Source organism: Oceanospirillum linum (assembly GCF_001995095.2).
GTDB lineage: Bacteria > Pseudomonadota > Gammaproteobacteria > Pseudomonadales > Halomonadaceae > Oceanospirillum > Oceanospirillum linum.
Window position 1 is genome coordinate 573,019 of sequence record NZ_MTSD02000002.1, and the last position, 18,543, is coordinate 591,561.

The window sequence follows — 18,543 nt, forward strand, 5'->3', positions numbered from 1 at the left end:
TGACCCAGCTGGCCTTGGTGCCCAGTTCTGGCGTTCTGGTGCAACAACGACGCTTCAGCCGGGTTATGGGGTATCTGAAAAAAGTCAGTTTCTGGGCGAAGCATTGTCCGGAAAACCACAGGCACCGCCAACTGCTGGTCAAAGCAGAGCTGGCGCGGGTACAAAAGCGTTATAAGCGGGCGATGGATCTCTACGAGCAGGCGATAGTCGCCGCCGAAAACTCTGGCGTGCCATTGGATACCGCCCTCAGTTATGAGCTGGCCGCGCGACTCTACAAAAGCTGGCAGAAACCAGTAATCGCAGAGACCTATCTGCACCACGCCCTCAAGCTTTACCAACGTTTAGGAGCGCACGCTAAGGCCGACCACTTAAGCCAACAGCATCAGTTAGCCAACCCGGAACGCCTGTCAGAAGTGCCGGTGCAACCAGTAAAGCCGGTAAGCGGTGACCGACAAAACCAGATTCTGGATATCTCCTCGGTGATTCAGGCCTCCCATGCCATCGCTGATGAGATAGAACTGGCCAGCTTGCTCGGTCGCCTGATCTCACTGGCGATGGAGAACGCCGGTGGCCAGAGGGCAATTCTGGCACTGCGCCACGAGGATGAACTCTTTATCGAGGCGGAAGCAGATCTGCATGAAACACCCAGCTTCTTCTCTGGCCTGCGCCTTGAAGAGGAACAGAGCAAACTACCGGTGAATATTGTGCATTACGTTTACCGCACCAAAGAGACGGTGGTACTCAGTAACGCTCTGGAGCATGAGATGTTCATGTACGATCCCTACCTAAGAGAAAACCAGCCTCGTTCTCTGCTCTGTATGCCAATTCTCTATCACGGTGACCTGACTGCCATTCTCTATCTGGAGAACCGTGAAAGTACCGATGTATTCACCAAGGAGAACCTGGAAACCCTGCGCATTCTGGCGGCACAGTCAGCGATCTCCATCGAAAATGCTAAGTTATACCAGAGCCTGAAAGAGTCGGAACAGGAGTTCCGCTCACTGTTTGAAAACGCTGTCGAGGGTATCTTCCGCACCACTTCCCGAGGGGCATTCCTCTCAGTGAACCCCGCTTTCAGTACGCTGCTGGGTTTTAGTTCTCCGGCTGATTTTCTGGCGGAGCGCAGCAATGTACGCGATGACTGCTTTCAGGAACAGAAACAGCTGAAGCACTTCACCGCCCTTTTACAGCGGGATAACCGAATTCATAGTCTGGAGGCGGTCTGGCTGAAGCGGGATCACAGCTTGGTGGATGTGGCTATCTCTGCACGACGGGTAGCCAGTGACGACGGAGGGATTCTCTATTACGAAGGTTCCGTCACCGACATCAGTGAGCGAAAACACCGTGAACAGGCTGAGCAGGCGCGGCTTGAGGCCACCCTAGCTCGCAAGAAAGCGGAGGCCGCCAGCGAAGCCAAATCACAGTTTATGGCCACCATGAGCCATGAGATCCGCACACCGATGAACGGTATTCTGGGTATGACTCAACTGCTGATGCGTGGGGAATTGACCGCAGATCAACAGGCACAACTGCAAACTATCTACACCTCAGGCCAGTCCCTACTGGCGATTCTGAATGATGTACTCGACTTCACCAAAGCTGAGGCCGGTCAGCTAGCACTTGACCCACATCCATTCCGACTGCAGGAAGCGCTCGATGAAGTGGCCGCCGTGGTCCAACCAATGGCAGATGAGAAAGAACTCATCTTTGATCTGCAACTGGTTGGAGCAACTGTGTCAATGACGGCTTCCGATCAGCCCCTGATGGGCGATAAACGGGCCCTTTGTCAGATTCTGCTTAACCTCTGCAGCAACGCGATCAAATTTACCGGGCGCGGTGGCATTACCCTTCGGGTCACAGCACCGGATAGTTCGATATCCAGTCTACGCTTTGAGGTTCAGGATACAGGGATCGGCATCGCACCGGATTTTCACGGACGTATCTTCCAGCACTTCAGTCAGGCGGATAACAGCGTAACCCGCCGCTATGGCGGTACAGGACTTGGGCTTTCGATCTGTAAACAGCTGACGGAACTGCAGGGCGGGCGCATCGGTTTTGAAAGCGAGCCGCGCAAAGGCTCAACCTTCTGGGTGGAACTGGCCTACCCTCCGGTTGAACCATGTTTGGTGGAGAGTGATTTCGCGTCTTCGGTTTTGTCTCTTACAGGTTCATCTGTTGAGCGCCCAGCGCTACAGAGCCAACAACCCAAGCTAACTCCGCTGTCGATCCTTCTGGTGGAAGATACCGAGATCAATCAGCGTGTGGCCGCAGGTCTTCTGGAAAGTGACGGTCACCATGTCGATGTGGCAGATGATGGCTTTACCGCCCTCTCACTGCACCACGACCATGATTACGATCTGGTGCTGATGGATATTCATCTGCCGGATATGGATGGCATGGAAACCGCCGCCCGAATGCGCCAGCACCGCAATCCCGTCAAGGCCAACGTACCCATTATTGCGCTGACCGCAGCGCTGACCACGGGCGAGCAGCAACGCTATCAGCAAGGTGAGCTGGATGGTGTACTGGGCAAACCTCTGCAGTATGACCAGCTGGTCAGGCTAATGATGGATCGATTTGGGCAATCTGCCGATAACGACTATCAGGAGGACTCGGCTTCAGAGTTTGAAGACTTATCTGGGGAGCGATCTGTGCCAAATGCTGAGCATTCAAAACCGGATCAGCCTGACGGCCATCAAACTGAATCAGACCTGCTGGCTCTTGAGGTGATTGAACAGCATATCAGTATGCTGGGGGCTGAACCCTTCCGGGAGCTGGTCACAGGCTTTCACGATCAGTACGCGCAGTTATTTGCGGAACTGACCGCAAGCCTCACCAATGGTGACAGCGCCACCGCCGCAAGCCTTTGCCATCGGCTGGCAGGCTCCTGCGCCAACTTCGGCTTAAAACGCCTGCAAATAGAATTTAAGGCCTTGGAACAGCAGATTCATGAAAGGAGTCCTGACTGGCAGCCAGAGATCGAGCAGTTAAGGCAGCTGTATCAGCAGAGTTCGGAGCAGATGCAGGCTTGGGTTGAAAATCCTGTAAAGAGCTTATGAATCAGCCCAGATATCCTTAAAGGTAAAAGCAGCTCATAATTATCAATAATGAACTATAGCTAACAGATTTATTGACAAAACGACCAGTAAGTCTAGTATTGGTGACAACAGCGCCCATACCTCTGGCCTCTTTGCTCTTCTGAGCTTAGTCCGTCAAGTATGGGCCTTCTTGTTTCTGGAGAATGGAAAATTGCAGGACGCAAAACCTTTTACAGAATACGCAGATCTTGTGGCGCTTCTCGAAGATAGGGGCATGGATGTTGGCTCTACACCCGATGACAAAGCCAGAGCAGAACGCAAGATATCTCAGATCGGCTACTACCGCTTAAGCGGCTTTTCCTATCCCTGCCGTGAAATTGCCAGAGATTCAGATGGCAAAGTAATTAAATCTCACGGAAAACCAAAACGCCTTAATTCATTCATTACTGGCACGGGATTCAGTGATGTGCTGGATCTTTACCTTTTCGACAAAAAATTACGCCTACTTATGCTGGATGCTCTTGAGCGGATCGAAATCCATCTTAAAACAGTTATTGCCCACGAAACTGGAAAGCAAAACGTTCTTGCCTATAGCGATTCGAGCCTGCTTACACCCAAGTATGTAAACTCTTTCAAAGATAAGCGCGGAAGAATCAGAAACAAATGGGATGAGTGGTCTCAGCGTCAAGCGAGTGAATTAGAACGGTGCAAAGAGGACAGCCTTGTTTCACACCGGAAAGCCAAAAAAGAAATTCCCATCTGGGTAGCGGTTGAAGCCTGGAGCTTTGGAACTCTTTCTCAGTATTACGAAATGCTAAAAGCTAAACATCGAGCAAAAATTGCAAAGCGCTTGGGTGTAAGCAACTCACATGAGCTATCCCGTTGGCTACAAGAACTTAATATATTGAGGAACCGATGCGCTCATCACACTCGGGTCTGGAATCAGGAAGCAAACAACCCATTGAATCTACCTAATTCGGGAGCTGAGGAATCCTACTATTCAGCTTTTGGAATGGATCAAGACTCAAGAAAACGAATTTTTGTTCTTATAACCATTTGTTGGTATTTGGTTCACCAGATTGGCCCAAATTCAGACTGGATACAACATGTCATTGATCTGCTGGATAACTTCCCCAACTTACCGTTGAATCGAAATAATGCTATGGGAATTCCCGCTGGCTCTCTGAATTCCGATGGGACGATAAATATCGACCTGTTTTTATGATCCAATAAATACAAAAAAGGCCATCTCAGTGAGATGGCCAATGTGGCAAAACAAGAAGCCAGGGATAAACCAGCATCTACTGACCCACAGCAGATGCCGGAATTCTTTTCACATCACGCTTATTTATTGATATTGATCGTTTGCGGCTGGGTGTACCCCAGCAGACCCGCCTGACCAAACTCAACACCGAAGCCCGACATTTTGCAGCCGCCGAACGGCGCATGGGGCAGTACCTCTGCGTGACCATTCACCCAAGCCGTACCACACTCCAGTTTCTGAGCCACCTGCTGCGCCTTGGCAACATCCGCTGACCAGACAGAACCACCCAGCCCCACAGAACAGCTGTTCGCCATTTCTACCGCCTGATCCACATCGCTGTAACGGATCACCGGCAGTACCGGGCCAAACTGCTCCTCATCAACAATACGCATACCATTGGTCACCTCTGCGATAATCGTTGGCGGGAAGAAGTAACCAGCACCTTCGGGTTTAGCACCACCGCACAGCACTTTCGCGCCGTTCTGTTTGGCGTCCTCTACCAGATCGATAACTTTGTTAAGCTGCATACGGTTCTGAACCGGGCCGAAAGTCGTGCCTTCATGCAGGCCATGCCCCACTATTTGAGCTTCGGAAATAGCCGCCAGCTTCTGACACACTTCATCGTACTGGCTGTCGTGCACATACAGACGTTTTAGCGCCGCACAGGTCTGTCCCATATTCAGAAAAGCGGTCTGGAAGATACCTTCAGCAATGGCATCGATATTTGAATCCGGCAGGATAATACCCGCATCATTACCGCCCAGTTCCAACGTCAGACGCTTCAGGTTAGATGCCGCGCTGCGCATAATTTTCTGACCGGTGGGGGTCGAACCAGTGAAGATAATCTTGTTGATCCCCTGATGCTCACTCATAGCGCCACCGATCTCACCACCACCTAACACGACATTAACCACGCCTGCTGGTAGCACTTCATTCATCAGTTCGATCAGACGCAGGGTGTTCAGTGGTGTCAGCTCAGATGGCTTACATACCACAGTATTACCGGCACGCAGAGCAGGTGCGATATGCCAGATAGCAATCATCAGCGGCCAGTTCCATGGGGTGATGGAACCGACAACGCCCAGCGGTTTGTGTTGTACTTCAATACGTTTGGTGTCGGTGTCTTCAATCACCTCCACCGGAATATCCAGCTCTGCGGCATAACGGGTCCAGGCAACGGCACCGCCAACTTCAGCCTGAGCCAGAAACATCGGCTTACCCTGCTCGTGAACCACAATCTCGGCCAGCTCTGCAGCATTCGCTTCGATCTTATCCGCGATCTGATGCAGCATCGCTTTGCGGTCCTCATCAGAGGTGTACTGCCAGCTTGTGAACGCGTCCTGCGCAGCGCTTATCGCACCATTTAGTTGCGCTTCAGTCGCGGCATGGCAGCTTGCCACCACCTCTTCAGTGGCTGGGTTTAGCACATCAAAAGTCGCCGCCTGACCGGTTACTTTTTTACCCTTGATCAACATCTCTGAATTGGTTGTCATTTTTATTATCCTTGTAAGAGCAGCGCCCATCTGTCGCAGGAATTTTCGATTGGAATCTAGGCTATAACGACGATGTAAATCAGGTTTCAGGCAAATGTGCGAACTTGTTCAGAGACGTAAATGAGATGTAACAAGAATAAAAACAAAAAAAAGCCAGCTTAGATGCTGGCGTTATCACAGATAAACAACGAGTTAATTGCTGCTAACAGCTTACTCCTAGCTGAATAAAGCGAGCGATCCACTGTCCTACCTGCTGGTCATCCAGCGCATCTTCTGTGAGGCTGTTCAGGGCCGGTTGCAGCTCTCTATCCGGGAAGGTAACACCCAGATCTGCAGTTAGCAGATCCTGCTCATACTGGCGGTAAAACTCCGGGTGTCCCTGAAACGTCAGGATATGACCACCCCAGACAAGACCTGCATTGGCGCAGCGTGGCGCACTGGCAAAAACCCGGCAACCGATAGGGATATCCAGCACCTGGTCCTGATGGATGGCGTTAATGGCAAACTCTGTAACCGGTGCCCTGTTATCAGCACCGGAAAAACAGGGTAACTGCTCGGTGACCTGATACTGCTTAATACCCAGATTCCAGCCGCCATCAAACTTCTCTACCCGTCCGCCAAGGGCTTCAGCGATGATCTGATGACCAAAGCAGATACCTACTAACGGGCGTTTCTCGTCGTGCAGGGTTCGGATCAGAGCTCTCAGGGGCTCCATCCATGGCAGGTCATCGTAAACACCATGGGCAGAGCCGGTAATCAACCAAGCCTGACACTCATCCGGGCTAACCGGAAACTCGCCATCAATCACTGAGTAATGACGGTATTCAAACGCCATATCTGAGCCGTTCAGCAAACGCTCAAACAGATCAGCGAAGTTGCCGTGTTGCTCCTGCAGAGAAGCCGGGCCATTGTCCGTGATTAAAATACCCAGAGTGATCATGGGGTGTTCCTTATATAGAGTTAAGCTCAGACCTTAAAACGAGCCGTCAGACCGGACAGATCATCAGATAGGGTAAGCAGGCGTTCACTTTGATGGGATGAGCGCTCAGCACCCTCTGTAGTTTGGGTCGTGATAGTATGAATCTCACTCAGGCTCTGACTGATATCGGCCACAGTACTGCTTTGCTGATCCGTGGCAGTGGCGACCTGGGCATTCATCTGGCTCATGGACTGTACGGTATCACTCACCTGGTGCAGTGCCTCAAGGCTGATATTAAGCTGCTGACTGTACTGGGTCGCTTCTTCACTACAGCCGGACAGTGTTACAGCCGCCCGTTGAGCACCATCCTGCAGGTGCAGAATAATATCTTCGATCTCACCAACAGACTGCTGGGTTCGGGATGCCAGCGAGCGAACCTCGTCGGCCACAACAGCAAAACCCCGCCCTGCCTCTCCGGCCCGGGCGGCTTCAATGGCAGCATTTAACGCTAAAAGATTGGTCTGCTCCGCTACAGAACGAATCACATCGATCACATCACTGATGCCATCACTGCGCTCTTTCAGGTCCGTCACCTGCTGCATCGAAACCTGAACCTGAGCTGCCAGGTGAGCAATAGCCTTCCGGCTCTGCTCCAGGTCCTGATGGCTGCCCTGCAAAACTTCACCCGCTTGCTGAGCACTCATTCGGGTCTGCTCAGCATGTTCGGCCACCTCAAAGGCACTGGCTTCCATCTCGCTGGCAGTAGCCGCCAATCGGTTGGTTTGTGTACTTTGCTGCTCCGCACCGGCAAGGGTCTGATCACCAATGGTCTGACTGATTTGTGCCGCCTCATGCACTGCCTGAACGGTATGACTGATCTGATCCACCAAGTCGTGCAGATGCTGAGCCAGTGTATTAGTGCTGACAGCAACCTGAGTGATCTCATCATTGCCCTCGACAGGCACACGGGTCGTCAGATCACCTTCGGCGATGCGACCAATAGCGCCAACCAGTCGTGCCAGCGCTTTCTGCAGATAGCGGATCAGACGAGCGCCAAGAAACAGAGACAGAAGCATAGCCGCCAGGGCACCCAGTACAATAATATTCTTACCCTGGGAGAGAGTCTCCAATGTATTGGCTGTGGCGCTATTTGCCTGGTCCCGGGCCGTCTGAATAAAGACCGAAATCTGCTGCTCGCTTTGCGCCACAAGTTGCTCAATTCTGAGCATTAGCTGCTCTGATTGCTGCATCGCTTCCAGTGATGCCAGATGCTGCTGTAACGTCAGCTGAGGGTTAACCAGCTGCGCTTTATAGGGCAGCCAGGATTCATTAAGAAGATCCGCCACTTCCTGATCCAGTGCCGGGGCCTTCGCAATCGCTTTTTCGATAAACACCAGCTTATTCTGTATCTCATCTGCCGCCTTGCGAGCGTCATCATAACGGTTTGTCTGTAAAAGCTGACGGATACCGGTATTCATAAAAGCGATATCATCACGAATCGGCTTTAGCACGGAGAGGTATTCATAACGAAACTCTTCAAATAGCAGATCTTCAAGTGTGTAACCCATTTCAGATGTCAGATACTTAAAGTCTTTTGCCTGATCCGCAACAATATGCTGCCCCTGATGGTAAACCATCTGCGCCTGTATCATTTGTCTGGCCAGGGTGAAAATCTGTGTACTAAGCTGCTCAGCCTCAGTAACCCCCTTTACTCCCAGAGCCTTAAGCTGAGTAAAGTCCTGCTCAAATGCCTGTCCCAACCCCTGCAGACGGCTTTCAATGGCTTCGCGGTCGGTCTTATGACCTGCTATAAGCTGTAGCAACAGGTATTTGGTTTCCGCCAGGTTACCCCTGAGATTACCGCTGAGATAGACCCGTGGTGACGCTTTATTGACCACGACCCCAACATCACGCCCCACAGAGTTAAAGCTGTAATACGCGCTGGCAGAAGTGAGCATAAAGAGCAGTAAAATCAGACCCAGTGTTAGCGTAATACGCAGACTGACTGAAAGTGACGCAAAGCGGGATAAACCCTTTTTTTCCGTAAGAGAAGAAATCGGTGCTGATGCTATAGAAGCAGTAACAGGCATAATCGTTTACCTCATACAGCAAAGCTGCTGCCCTGATAGAGTGATGACAGAAGTCCGGTGTACCGTCAAAATTTGACTAAATGCTCTAATATTCGGCCAGCGTCGGCTCGATGTTATAACGGTCGATACACTTGGGGGAGTTTGTCGCTGAGTACAGCAATTCTAAGCTGGGATCACTTAGATTTCGTGCAGGCCGGCTCTTCAACCGGCCTGTGGGGCCTTGGCCTATCCGGCCTCAGGAGCCCGCTGACGTAAAAAGTCAGCCATCCAGTGAGCCACCATCACAGAGTCGGTTTCGGCATCTTTATCATTAACCATAGCCAGAGCCAGTTCAGCGGTCTCGTCGGGAATCACATCACCTTTGCGTAAAGTGATCAGTTTATTCTCATAGCTGATACTAAACTCCGGGTGAGCCTGAAATGTCATAATGCGATCATCATAGACAAGCCCTGCGTAGCTACAAAAATCAGAGGTCGCGAATACTTCAGCATTATCCGGCTTGGTCAGCACCTGATCCTGATGCATAGCACTGATGCAGAATGACGATGGCGCACCCTTCAGAAAATCAAAAGCAGGCTTCACCTCATAACTATGCAGGCCAACCCCCCAACCGCCGGAATATTTATCCACCTGACCGCCAAAGGCATCCGCTACAATCTGGTGACCAAAGCAGATTCCCACTAAAGGACGCTCGGCTCGGTGGATATCAAGAATCAGGGTCTTTAGTTGCTGCATCCAGGGCAGGTTCTGATACACATTAAACTTAGAGCCGGTAATAATCCAACCGTCACAGTCCGTGGCTCCGCCGGGAAATTGCCCATCACGCACATCATAAACCTGATATTCAAAAGCGTGGCCGGACTGCTGAAACAGCTGCACAAACATATCTGCGTAAGAGCCATACTCGTTAATTAATTCATCTGGCGTAATACCGGTCGCCAAAATACCAATTTTCATCGTCTGTACCTGTTACCGTAATCGTTGCAGTGGTTTAAGAGGTTTGAAAGATTTGCGTGATTTCAAAACCCCGGACTCCCGGCAAAAGCCGGAAGCCCTGATAGAAAAATAATGACAATAAGACAAGGTCACCCGTGATCAGTTATCCGGCTGGGCCAACAGGCGGGCCTGACGGCGCATCTGATACATGGCCCCGATAACCCCCAGAGCAACCACCAGAATCATCAGTGTTGCCAGAGCGTTAACTTCAGGGGTTACACCCAGTCGAACTTTGGAGAAAATCACCATTGGCAGAGTGCTGTTACCCGGCCCGGATACAAAACTGGCGATAACCAGGTCATCCAGCGACAGAGTAAACGACAGCAACCAACCGGAGATAATTGCCGGAGAGATCAGAGGCAACGTCACCAGAAAGAACAGAGAGGAGGGTTTCGCCCCCAGATCCATCGCCGCTTCTTCCAGTGACTCATCCATCGAAGAGAGGCGGGCCTGCACAATAACCGCCACATACGCCATACAGAAGGTGGTGTGTGCAATAATGATGGTGCCTGTGCCACGACCCGCGGGCCAGCCAAAGGCGGCTTCCATAGCCACAAACAGCAGCAGCAAAGACAAACCCGTGATCACTTCCGGCATCACCAACGGGGCTGATATCCAGCCGGAAAGAATCATCTTGCCGCGGAACGGACCAAAACGACTCAGCACAAAGCCTGCCATGGTGCCCAATACAACGGCCAGTGTGGCGGTGATAAACGCGATCTTAAAGCTCAGTAGCGCTGCATCAATAATCTGGTCGTTGCGGAACAGCTCGGCATACCACTTCAGAGACCAGCCGCCCCAAACCGTTACCAGTTTGGAGGCATTAAAGCTGTAAATGACCAGTGCGATAATCGGCGCATAAAGAAAGAGAAAACCCAAGCCTGCGCTTATATTTAAAAACAGTGAACGGCGTTTCATTATGCAGCCCCCTCTTTGCCCTGGCTGTTACGGATCAGCATGATCGGCAACACCAGAATAATCAGCATCACAACAGCAACCCCAGATGCCATCGGCCAGTCACGATTCAGGAAGAACTCATCCCAGAGCACACGACCTATCATCAGAGTATCGGAGCCACCTAACAGCGCCGGAATCACAAACTCACCCACCGCCGGGATAAATACCAGCAGACAGCCTGCAATCACACCCGGCATCGCCAGAGGCAACGTAATCAGGAAGAAACTCTGATACGGGCGGGCACCCAGATCTTCTGCGGCTTCCAGCAGGGTCATATCCATTTTTTCCAGCGCACTGTACAGAGGCAGTACCATAAAAGGCAGATAGGTGTACACAATACCGATATAGACCGCAAAGTCCGTCTGCATCATGATTAACGGCTGATCAATCAGCCCCAGACTCATCAGGGTTTCATTGATCAGACCGTTCTTTTTCAGCAGTCCCATCCAGGCGTAAACCCGCAACAGGAAAGAGGTCCAGAACGGCAGAATAACCAGGGCTAACAGCAAGGCACGGGTTGAACCTTCGGTACGGGCCATCAGATAAGCGATAGGGAAAGCGACCAAAAGCGTAAAGAATGTCGAGATGGCGGCTACCTTAATCGAACTCAGATAAGCGCTAAGGTAGAAGTCATCTTCCAGTAAAAACAGGTAATTGCTCAGACTGATCTTTAAGGTGACGTAGGCCTCTTCCAAGTTCCAGTCCAGAATCGGAGTATAAGGCGGTACCGCAATGGCCGCCTCAGACAGTGAGATTTTGAACACCACAACAAAAGGAATAAAGAAGAAGATCGCCAACCAGAGATAGGGCACCGAAACCACCGAGAAGCGGCCCCAGTTCACCCGGCGGAAAAAATTGTATCGGGTCATCTTGGCATAGGAGTCATTGATCCATGCAATCTTGGAAGCACTCATGACGTTAACACCACACAGCTGTCCATATCCCACGACAGATAAACACTGTCGTCCCAGGTAAAGCGGCCACCGGATTCACGATTTGTGTTCGGCTGGGTTACACGAACTTCTTTGCCACTGGCCAGTTTCACTTTAAAGACCGACAGGCTACCCATGTAAGCGATATCCAGAATAGTGCCCTGAAGGCAGTTATATGTCTGATCCGGGCGGGTTTCGCTGACACGAATTTTTTCAGGCCGTACCGCCACATGGACATCCTGGTTCGGCGCACAACTGATGCCATGGTTAACACAAAGTTCACCACCGGCTTCCGGTGACGTTACACAGACGGTATCGGGTTCATCGACCGTTACCTGCCCCTCAAAAAGATTCACCGAACCAACAAACTCCGCCACAAAACGGCTATTCGGATATTCATAAACATCCTGAGGTTCATCGGTTTGCACAATAACACCGTGATTCATCACCCCGATACGGGAAGCCAGCGTCATCGCCTCTTCCTGATCATGGGTCACCACCACAAACGTCACACCCAGCTCATCCTGAATATTGATCAGCTCAAACTGTGTTTCTTCACGCAGTTTTTTGTCCAGAGCGCCCAAAGGCTCATCCAGCAGTAGCAGCTTAGGCCGTTTAATCAGAGAGCGGGCCAAAGCTACACGCTGACGCTGACCACCGGATAGCTGATTCGGTTTGCGCTTACCCAGGTGCCCCAGCTGAACCAGATCCAGCATTTCAGTAACCCGCTGCTTAACTTCTGCCCCGCGAATACCCTCACGTTTAAGACCAAAAGCAACATTTTCGGCAACGGTCAGATGGGGGAAAAGCGCATAGGACTGAAACATCATATTGACCGGGCGGCTCCAGGGCTGAATACCCGCCATATCGACACCATCGATCAGAATTCGGCCACTTGTGGGCGTTTCAAAGCCCGCCAACATTCTCAGCAGTGTACTTTTGCCGGAGCCTGAGCCCCCCAGCAAACAGAAAAGTTCATTCTTGTAGATATCCAGCGAAATGTTGTCTACCGCGATAAAATCATCGAATTTTTTTGTAATGTTTTCGATCTGAACAAACGGCTGAGCATCGCTTTTCCAGCTTGGCAGCTGTACGTTCGTCCGTTCACTGATTTGACTAAGATCTGTATGTTGCGGAGAAGTCATAAAACACTCGACTCTTATATAGTATTGTTATTGTTCAAGGTCTCCTGCCTTATAACAGGCAGAAGACCTCTGACCTTTATCGGCCTGTTTTGATATTGACCCAGGTACGGGTTAACAGACGGTCGAATCTGGCAGTATGGGCTTTCTGAGCAAACAGTTTGGCTTTGACAGCCTCTGAAGGATAGATACCCGGATTGGAGATTACGTCTTCATTCAACAGTGGTTCAGCAGCTTTATTCGGAACTGCGTAGTAAACATAATTGGAGATGCCCGCAGCGGTATCGCCTTGCAGAATGTAATCGATAAACCGATGTGCCGCTTCCGGGTGCGGTGCATCAGAAGGGATCGCCAGCAGATCAAACCAGATCAGTGTCCCCTCTTTCGGGATGGCATAGCTAACATTTACGCCCTGTCCCGCTTCTTCGGCCCGGCTTTGCGCCTGCAAGATATCACCATTGTAGCCCAGAGCGACACAGACATCGCCATTGGCCAGATCTGAGATATATTTACCGGAGTGGAAGTACTTATAGTCACCACGAACCTTTTCCAGCACTTCAGCACCTTTTTTCAGGTCTTTTTTGCTTTCAGAGTTCGGATCAACCCCAGCATAGTTCTGCGCGATGGCCATCACCTCTGCCGGAGAGTCCAGCACACCGATACCACAATCTTTCAGTTTAGCCGTCACTTCCGGGTTAAAAATCAGATCCAGGGTGTCAAACTCCATATCACCTAAACGGGCTTTTACCGCATCGACATTATAACCCAAACCGACTGTTCCCCAGGCATAAGGGATGTTGTGCAGGTTGCCTTCGTCATGACTGGAGATTTTCTCAACCAAAGCAGCATCCAGGTTACCCAGGTTGCTCAGTTTGGATTTATCAATTTTACTGTAGATTCCTGCCTGTAGCTGGCGCTCCAGAAAAGCACCGGTAGGGACAACAACATCATAACCTGAGCCGCCAGCCATGAGCTTGGCTTCCAGAACCTCGTTACTGTCATAAACATCATAGTTAACCTTGATACCCGTCTCCTGTTCAAAGCGGGTAATAGCTTCCGGCTCAATATAGTCGGACCAGTTATAGATGTTCAGCACCTTATCATCGGCAAGGGCATTACCGGCAAGTAGTGCACTGCATACAGACAGGGTAAGGGCTTTTTTTATTGTCATGTTCAGTTCCTCTGAAGGGGCACGTCCGATCAAGGTGTCGTGCATTATTTTTTTATCGTAGATTGCGGGTTAGTTCATTCTTTTTCCTAAACATTCCGGCCGGAAGGCTAGCCCCCCGGATCGAACTCTTTTCATGGCAGACGTAACCGCCTTTACCTGTCTGTTAACCTGCCGGTCTCACACTGAAAGCAGATCGGTTTACAGATAGGCTTCATATTCGATATCAGAGATACGTCCCTGAATCTTGCGCTGCTCCTGCTCTTTAGCCGCGGAGAACACACGTATAAAGGACTCACCCATATACTCTTTCAGCACTTCACTCTCTTTCAGTGCTTCGGTAGCATCATCCCAGCGGGTTGGCAGACGTGGCAGATTACGTGCCTCTGCTTCAGCGTATGCATCACCTTCAATCGCAGATGGTGGCTGAAGTTTGTTCTCAATGCCGTATAAAGCACCTGCAAGCACAGAGGCCAGTACCAGATATGGATTAGCATCAGCACCAGATACACGGTGTTCAATGCGACGAGCCACAGGCTCACTCTCCGGTACACGCAGAGCAACGGTACGGTTTTCGTAGCCCCAGCTGGCAAATGTCGGCGCATGAGCACCGGCGGCAAAGCGTCGGTATGAATTCAGATGAGGTGCAAAGATCAGCATACTGTCAGCCATGGTTTCCATCAGACCGGCAATGGCATGGCGCAGCAGGTCGGAACCGGCATCGGTACCATCGTCAAACACATTGTTCCCATCACGGTCGATGAGGCTGAAATGAGTGTGGAAGCCATTACCACTCTTATCGGCATAGGGTTTCGCCATAAAAGTCGCACCATAACCGTGCTTACGGGCAACCCCTTTAACCAGGCGTTTGAACAGGGTAGCGTGGTCACCAGCCAGAGCCGGGTCAGCCACATGCATCAGGTTGATTTCAAACTGACCGGGGCCCAACTCAGAAATAATCGTATCCGCCGGAATGCCCTGCTCTTCGCAGGCGCTGCGGACATCTGCAAAAAAGGAGGAAAGACCGTCCATCTCTTCAATGGAGTAACAGTCCGTCTCTGTCAGACGGCGACCGTGACCTTCCGCCAGAACCGGCGGCTCAGGGAAGCGCTGCTCTTCAGATGCACCATCCAGCAGATAGAACTCCAGCTCGGTGGCCATCACAGGCGTCAGACCGATCCGGGCAAAACGATCAACAATACTCAGCAGGATCTGGCGCGGGTCAGCATCAAAAGGTTTACCATCCGGATCAAACATCATGGCTAACACCTGATCCCGGGGGGCATTGGCCCAGGGTACGTTCACAGGATCTGCATGCACCGGCATACAAACGCCATCGCTGTCGCCGGTTTCGAAAACCAGGCCATTCTCCAGCACATCATCGCCCCAGTTATCAAAACCGATAACAGAGCGCGGTAGCTTAACGCCCTCTTTAAACGCCTTAACTGAACCATTAGCCGGCATACGCTTACCGCGCAGATTCCCGTTCAGATCGGTAATAAACAGATCAAACTCTTTGTTGCCGGTATCTGAGCTATCAAGGCTCTTGTTATCACCACTAAAATTCACAGACATTTTCTATCTCTCTTATAAAACTTTGCGAAATGTGCCAGCCGTCATACTTCTTGCATCGGAATCAGCCGGACAAAAAAATTGAAGCCTTGCTACCACCTGATACCGGAAGTGCTTTGACGCCATAGCGTGACCCGAATCAGGAAAACTTTATTTATTTGTGATCACATTTACTGTTAATGATATGATCACAAATAAATAACCCGGTCAATCCATCCGGTTAAAGATTTTTAACCGCACCATTTTGGTGATCACAAGCCAGGGAATGCACCTTAATTGTGATACCCTGCACTGCAGGTCAAAAGTTACGGAGCAAAGACCGAATCAACGTCTAAAACAACAAAAAATATACAGTGTCTTAAACAAACACGGGATCAGGCGGCCGAATAATGGACAAAAAATCACCGATACAAATCACATTAACCAAGCGCGACGAAGCTGTAACTATCACCCAGTGGGTATATTCCACCTTGCGCAACGCCGTCATGAACGGCCAGATACTCCCTGGCCGGGCGCTGACCATACGTGAACTGGCAGCGATACTGGATGTCAGCCCAATGCCGGTTCGGGAAGCTCTGCGCCAGCTGGCAGCAGAGAATGCTCTGGAGATTCAGGGAAATCGCCGGGTTATGGTGCCAAAGATGACCGCCATGAAATTCAGTGAACTGTGCGAGGCCCGAATCACTCTGGAGTCTCACGCTGCTGCGCGGGCGCTACCCTATATCGACAAAGATAAACGTGCGCAGCTGATCGCCCTGGACAAGGATATTGACGACGCGCAGGACAAGGGGGATCTTGAACAAATCACGGTACGTAACCAGCGCTTTCATCGCTGTCTCTATACCGCAAACCCTCATCAGGTGACCCTGCCGCTGATCGAGAGCCTTTGGTTACAGCTTGGCCCTTTCATGAAGCTGGCCAACTCACGCCTGAAGGAGCACTACACCATTGACCGGCACAATGAAGCCCTTGAAGCGATCAATAAAAAAGATGCCCTGGCTCTTCAGATGGCCATTGCATCAGATATCCGTGAGGGCTTTGCATTTGCAGGGACACCGGAGCTGCTTTACAACTTTATTGAACAGTCAGGGGCCGAATAGAATAGAACAGAACCAACGCAGCCCCACTGCCAACCTGGGCGGGTACAGCTTCTGCTGCCTAACGGACTAACCCGCCTCCCTGCCCTGACGGCTCCCTCTCTTCAGATTTCGTGATCACACCTCACAAAACGCAGTGCTGAACAACAAGAAAATAGCCCTTAAAAATCAAAAGTATGATCATATCCTGCCGCTTTGTGATCAAAATATTCCACATGATCATTTGACTTTTCTTTTTTGTGATCACAAAATGAAACCACAATGACGATAACGACTGAGACAGTACGTTATAACCTGATCACAAATGACCTATAAAAAATGGCTTTGATAAGACACACAGCGCTTACTCAACAGGCTGAATCAAACAATATCGGACATTAGCATAGGCGCAACCAACCAGAGGATTAGCAAATGGCTGCTGAAAACAACAACACTCAAGCGTGGCAGGCACTGGATGCAAAACACCACCTGCACCCATTTACCGACACCGGCGCATTGAACCAAAAAGGTGCACGCGTTATCACCAAAGCAGAAGGTGTTTACCTTTGGGATAGTGAAGGCCAGAAAATGCTGGACGGTATGGCCGGTCTTTGGTGTGTAAACATGGGCTATGGTCGCCAGGAACTTATTGATGCCGCGTATGAGCAGATGAAAACGCTGCCCTTTTACAACACCTTTTTCCAGACCACTCACCTGCCGGTCGCCAAGTTGGCTCAGGCCATTGCTGACGTGACACCCGGTGATCTGAACCGTATCTTCTTCGCCAACTCCGGCTCAGAAGCGATCGACACGATTATCCGCATGGTGCGCACTTACTGGGTTACTCAGGGTAAGCCCTATAAAAACACTCTGATTGGCCGTGAAAATGGTTACCACGGCAGCACTCTGGGGGGCGCAAGTCTGGGTGGAATGAGCGGTATGCACAAACAGGGCATGCCGATGGTGGGGGGCATTGAGCACATCCGTCAGCCATACTGGTATGGTGAAGGTGGCGATATGACCGAAGAGGCATTCGGCCTGGCCTGCGCTAAGGCACTTGAGGAGCGTATTCTTCAGGTGGGCCCGGATAACGTGGCGGCCTTTATCGGTGAGCCGATTCAGGGCGCTGGCGGTGTTATTGTACCACCGGCAAATTACTGGGCAGAGATCCAGAAGATCTGTAAAAAATACGACATCCTTCTGGTTACGGATGAGGTTATCTGTGGCTTTGGCCGTACCGGCAGCTGGTTTGGCAGTCAAACTCTGGGCATTGAGCCGGATCTGATCTCTATGGCGAAAGGCCTCTCCTCCGGCTACCTGCCGATCTCCGCCGTAGCGGTTGGCGATCGCGTTGCTGATGCTCTGGAGACAATGGGTGAAGACTTTAACCATGGCTTTACCTATTCGGGTCATCCGGCGGCAGCAGCGGTTGCTCTGGCAAACATCGAACTGATGAAGAAAGAAAATATTGTTGAGTATGTTGCCAAGGATATTGGCCCTTACCTGCAGAAAAAACTACGCGAAACCCTGCAGGATCACCCTCTGGTGGGTACTATTGACGGTGTTGGTCTGATCGCAGGTTTTGCCCTGATGAAAGATAAAACCACTAAAGAGCAGTTCCCGTCTGATATTGATGTCGGCTATATCTGCCGCGAGCATTGCTTCAACAACGGCCTGATTATCCGCGCCGTGGGCAGCCGCATGGTGATGTCTCCACCTCTGGTGATTACCCATGCTGAAGTGGATGAGTTGTGTGAAAAAACAAAGTACTGCCTTGACCTGACACTGGAATCCATTAATCAACTATAAGCCTGCAGGGCAAGCTGAAAAAGGTCACCGAAAGCCCGAATGCCGGTGACCTTTCTCAGATGATTACAGCATCTGCTACCTTTCTCT

General features: G+C 50.9%; 13 protein-coding genes. 4 read left to right on the forward strand and 9 right to left on the reverse strand.

The genetic code is table 11. The features are described from left to right. The first annotated feature begins 38 nt into the window (after positions 1-38). A complete protein-coding gene (locus BTA35_RS07720; protein ID WP_139363637.1) occupies positions 39-3,059 on the forward strand; it encodes a GAF domain-containing hybrid sensor histidine kinase/response regulator in 3,021 nt (1,006 codons plus the stop codon). Positions 3,060-3,249: 190 nt separating this feature from the next. Then, positions 3,250-4,263, forward strand: a complete 1,014-nt coding sequence (locus BTA35_RS07725; RefSeq protein WP_202931209.1) for an Abi family protein — start codon at positions 3,250-3,252, stop codon at positions 4,261-4,263. 119 nt (positions 4,264-4,382) lie between these two features. Here BTA35_RS07725 and BTA35_RS07730 read toward each other — a convergent pair whose 3' ends face one another. The 9 genes from BTA35_RS07730 to BTA35_RS07770 all read right to left on the reverse strand — a co-directional run bounded on the left by BTA35_RS07730 (position 4,383) and on the right by BTA35_RS07770 (position 15,574). After that, entirely contained in the window at positions 4,383-5,795 is a 1,413-nt protein-coding gene (locus BTA35_RS07730) for an aldehyde dehydrogenase family protein (RefSeq protein ID WP_078319228.1), read from the reverse strand. A 202-nt stretch (positions 5,796-5,997) separates the two neighbouring features. Beyond that, a complete protein-coding gene (locus tag BTA35_RS07735) occupies positions 5,998-6,735 on the reverse strand; it encodes a type 1 glutamine amidotransferase (RefSeq protein ID WP_202931210.1) in 738 nt (245 codons plus the stop codon). A 26-nt stretch (positions 6,736-6,761) separates the two neighbouring features. Further along, positions 6,762-8,804 (reverse strand): methyl-accepting chemotaxis protein, encoded by a 2,043-nt coding sequence (locus tag BTA35_RS07740; protein ID WP_078319229.1) that lies wholly within the window; start codon positions 8,802-8,804, stop codon positions 6,762-6,764. A 225-nt stretch (positions 8,805-9,029) separates the two neighbouring features. Further along, positions 9,030-9,761: a glutamine amidotransferase-related protein gene (locus BTA35_RS07745; RefSeq protein ID WP_078319230.1), complete on the reverse strand. Its 732-nt coding sequence runs from the start codon at positions 9,759-9,761 to the stop codon at positions 9,030-9,032. Positions 9,762-9,899: 138 nt separating this feature from the next. Next, complete coding sequence (locus BTA35_RS07750; RefSeq protein ID WP_078319231.1) at positions 9,900-10,718, reverse strand: ABC transporter permease subunit; 819 nt, start codon at positions 10,716-10,718, stop codon at positions 9,900-9,902. Continuing rightward, positions 10,718-11,671 carry an ABC transporter permease subunit gene (locus BTA35_RS07755; protein WP_078319232.1) on the reverse strand — a complete coding sequence of 318 codons (954 nt, stop codon included), beginning with the start codon at positions 11,669-11,671 and terminating at the stop codon, positions 10,718-10,720. Before BTA35_RS07755 ends, BTA35_RS07750 begins: the two co-directional genes overlap by 1 nt. After that, positions 11,668-12,834, reverse strand: coding sequence for an ABC transporter ATP-binding protein (locus BTA35_RS07760; RefSeq protein ID WP_078319233.1), 1,167 nt, complete (start codon positions 12,832-12,834; stop codon positions 11,668-11,670). Before BTA35_RS07760 ends, BTA35_RS07755 begins: the two co-directional genes overlap by 4 nt. Before the next feature lie 76 nt (positions 12,835-12,910). Further along, positions 12,911-14,002: a polyamine ABC transporter substrate-binding protein gene (locus BTA35_RS07765; protein WP_078319309.1), complete on the reverse strand. Its 1,092-nt coding sequence runs from the start codon at positions 14,000-14,002 to the stop codon at positions 12,911-12,913. A gap of 198 nt (positions 14,003-14,200) precedes the next feature. Further along, positions 14,201-15,574 (reverse strand): glutamine synthetase family protein, encoded by a 1,374-nt coding sequence (locus BTA35_RS07770; RefSeq protein ID WP_078319234.1) that lies wholly within the window; start codon positions 15,572-15,574, stop codon positions 14,201-14,203. A 386-nt stretch (positions 15,575-15,960) separates the two neighbouring features. Here BTA35_RS07770 and BTA35_RS07775 point away from each other — a divergent pair, with 386 nt between their 5' ends. Together BTA35_RS07775 and BTA35_RS07780 are read left to right on the forward strand one after the other, a co-directional pair. Then, the gene (locus tag BTA35_RS07775; RefSeq protein WP_078319235.1) at positions 15,961-16,671 is read left to right on the forward strand and encodes a GntR family transcriptional regulator; all 711 of its coding nucleotides are present in this window, start codon (positions 15,961-15,963) and stop codon (positions 16,669-16,671) included. Between the two features lie 408 nt (positions 16,672-17,079). Beyond that, positions 17,080-18,456, forward strand: a complete 1,377-nt coding sequence (locus BTA35_RS07780; RefSeq protein WP_078319236.1) for an aspartate aminotransferase family protein — start codon at positions 17,080-17,082, stop codon at positions 18,454-18,456. Positions 18,457-18,543: the final 87 nt, after the last annotated feature.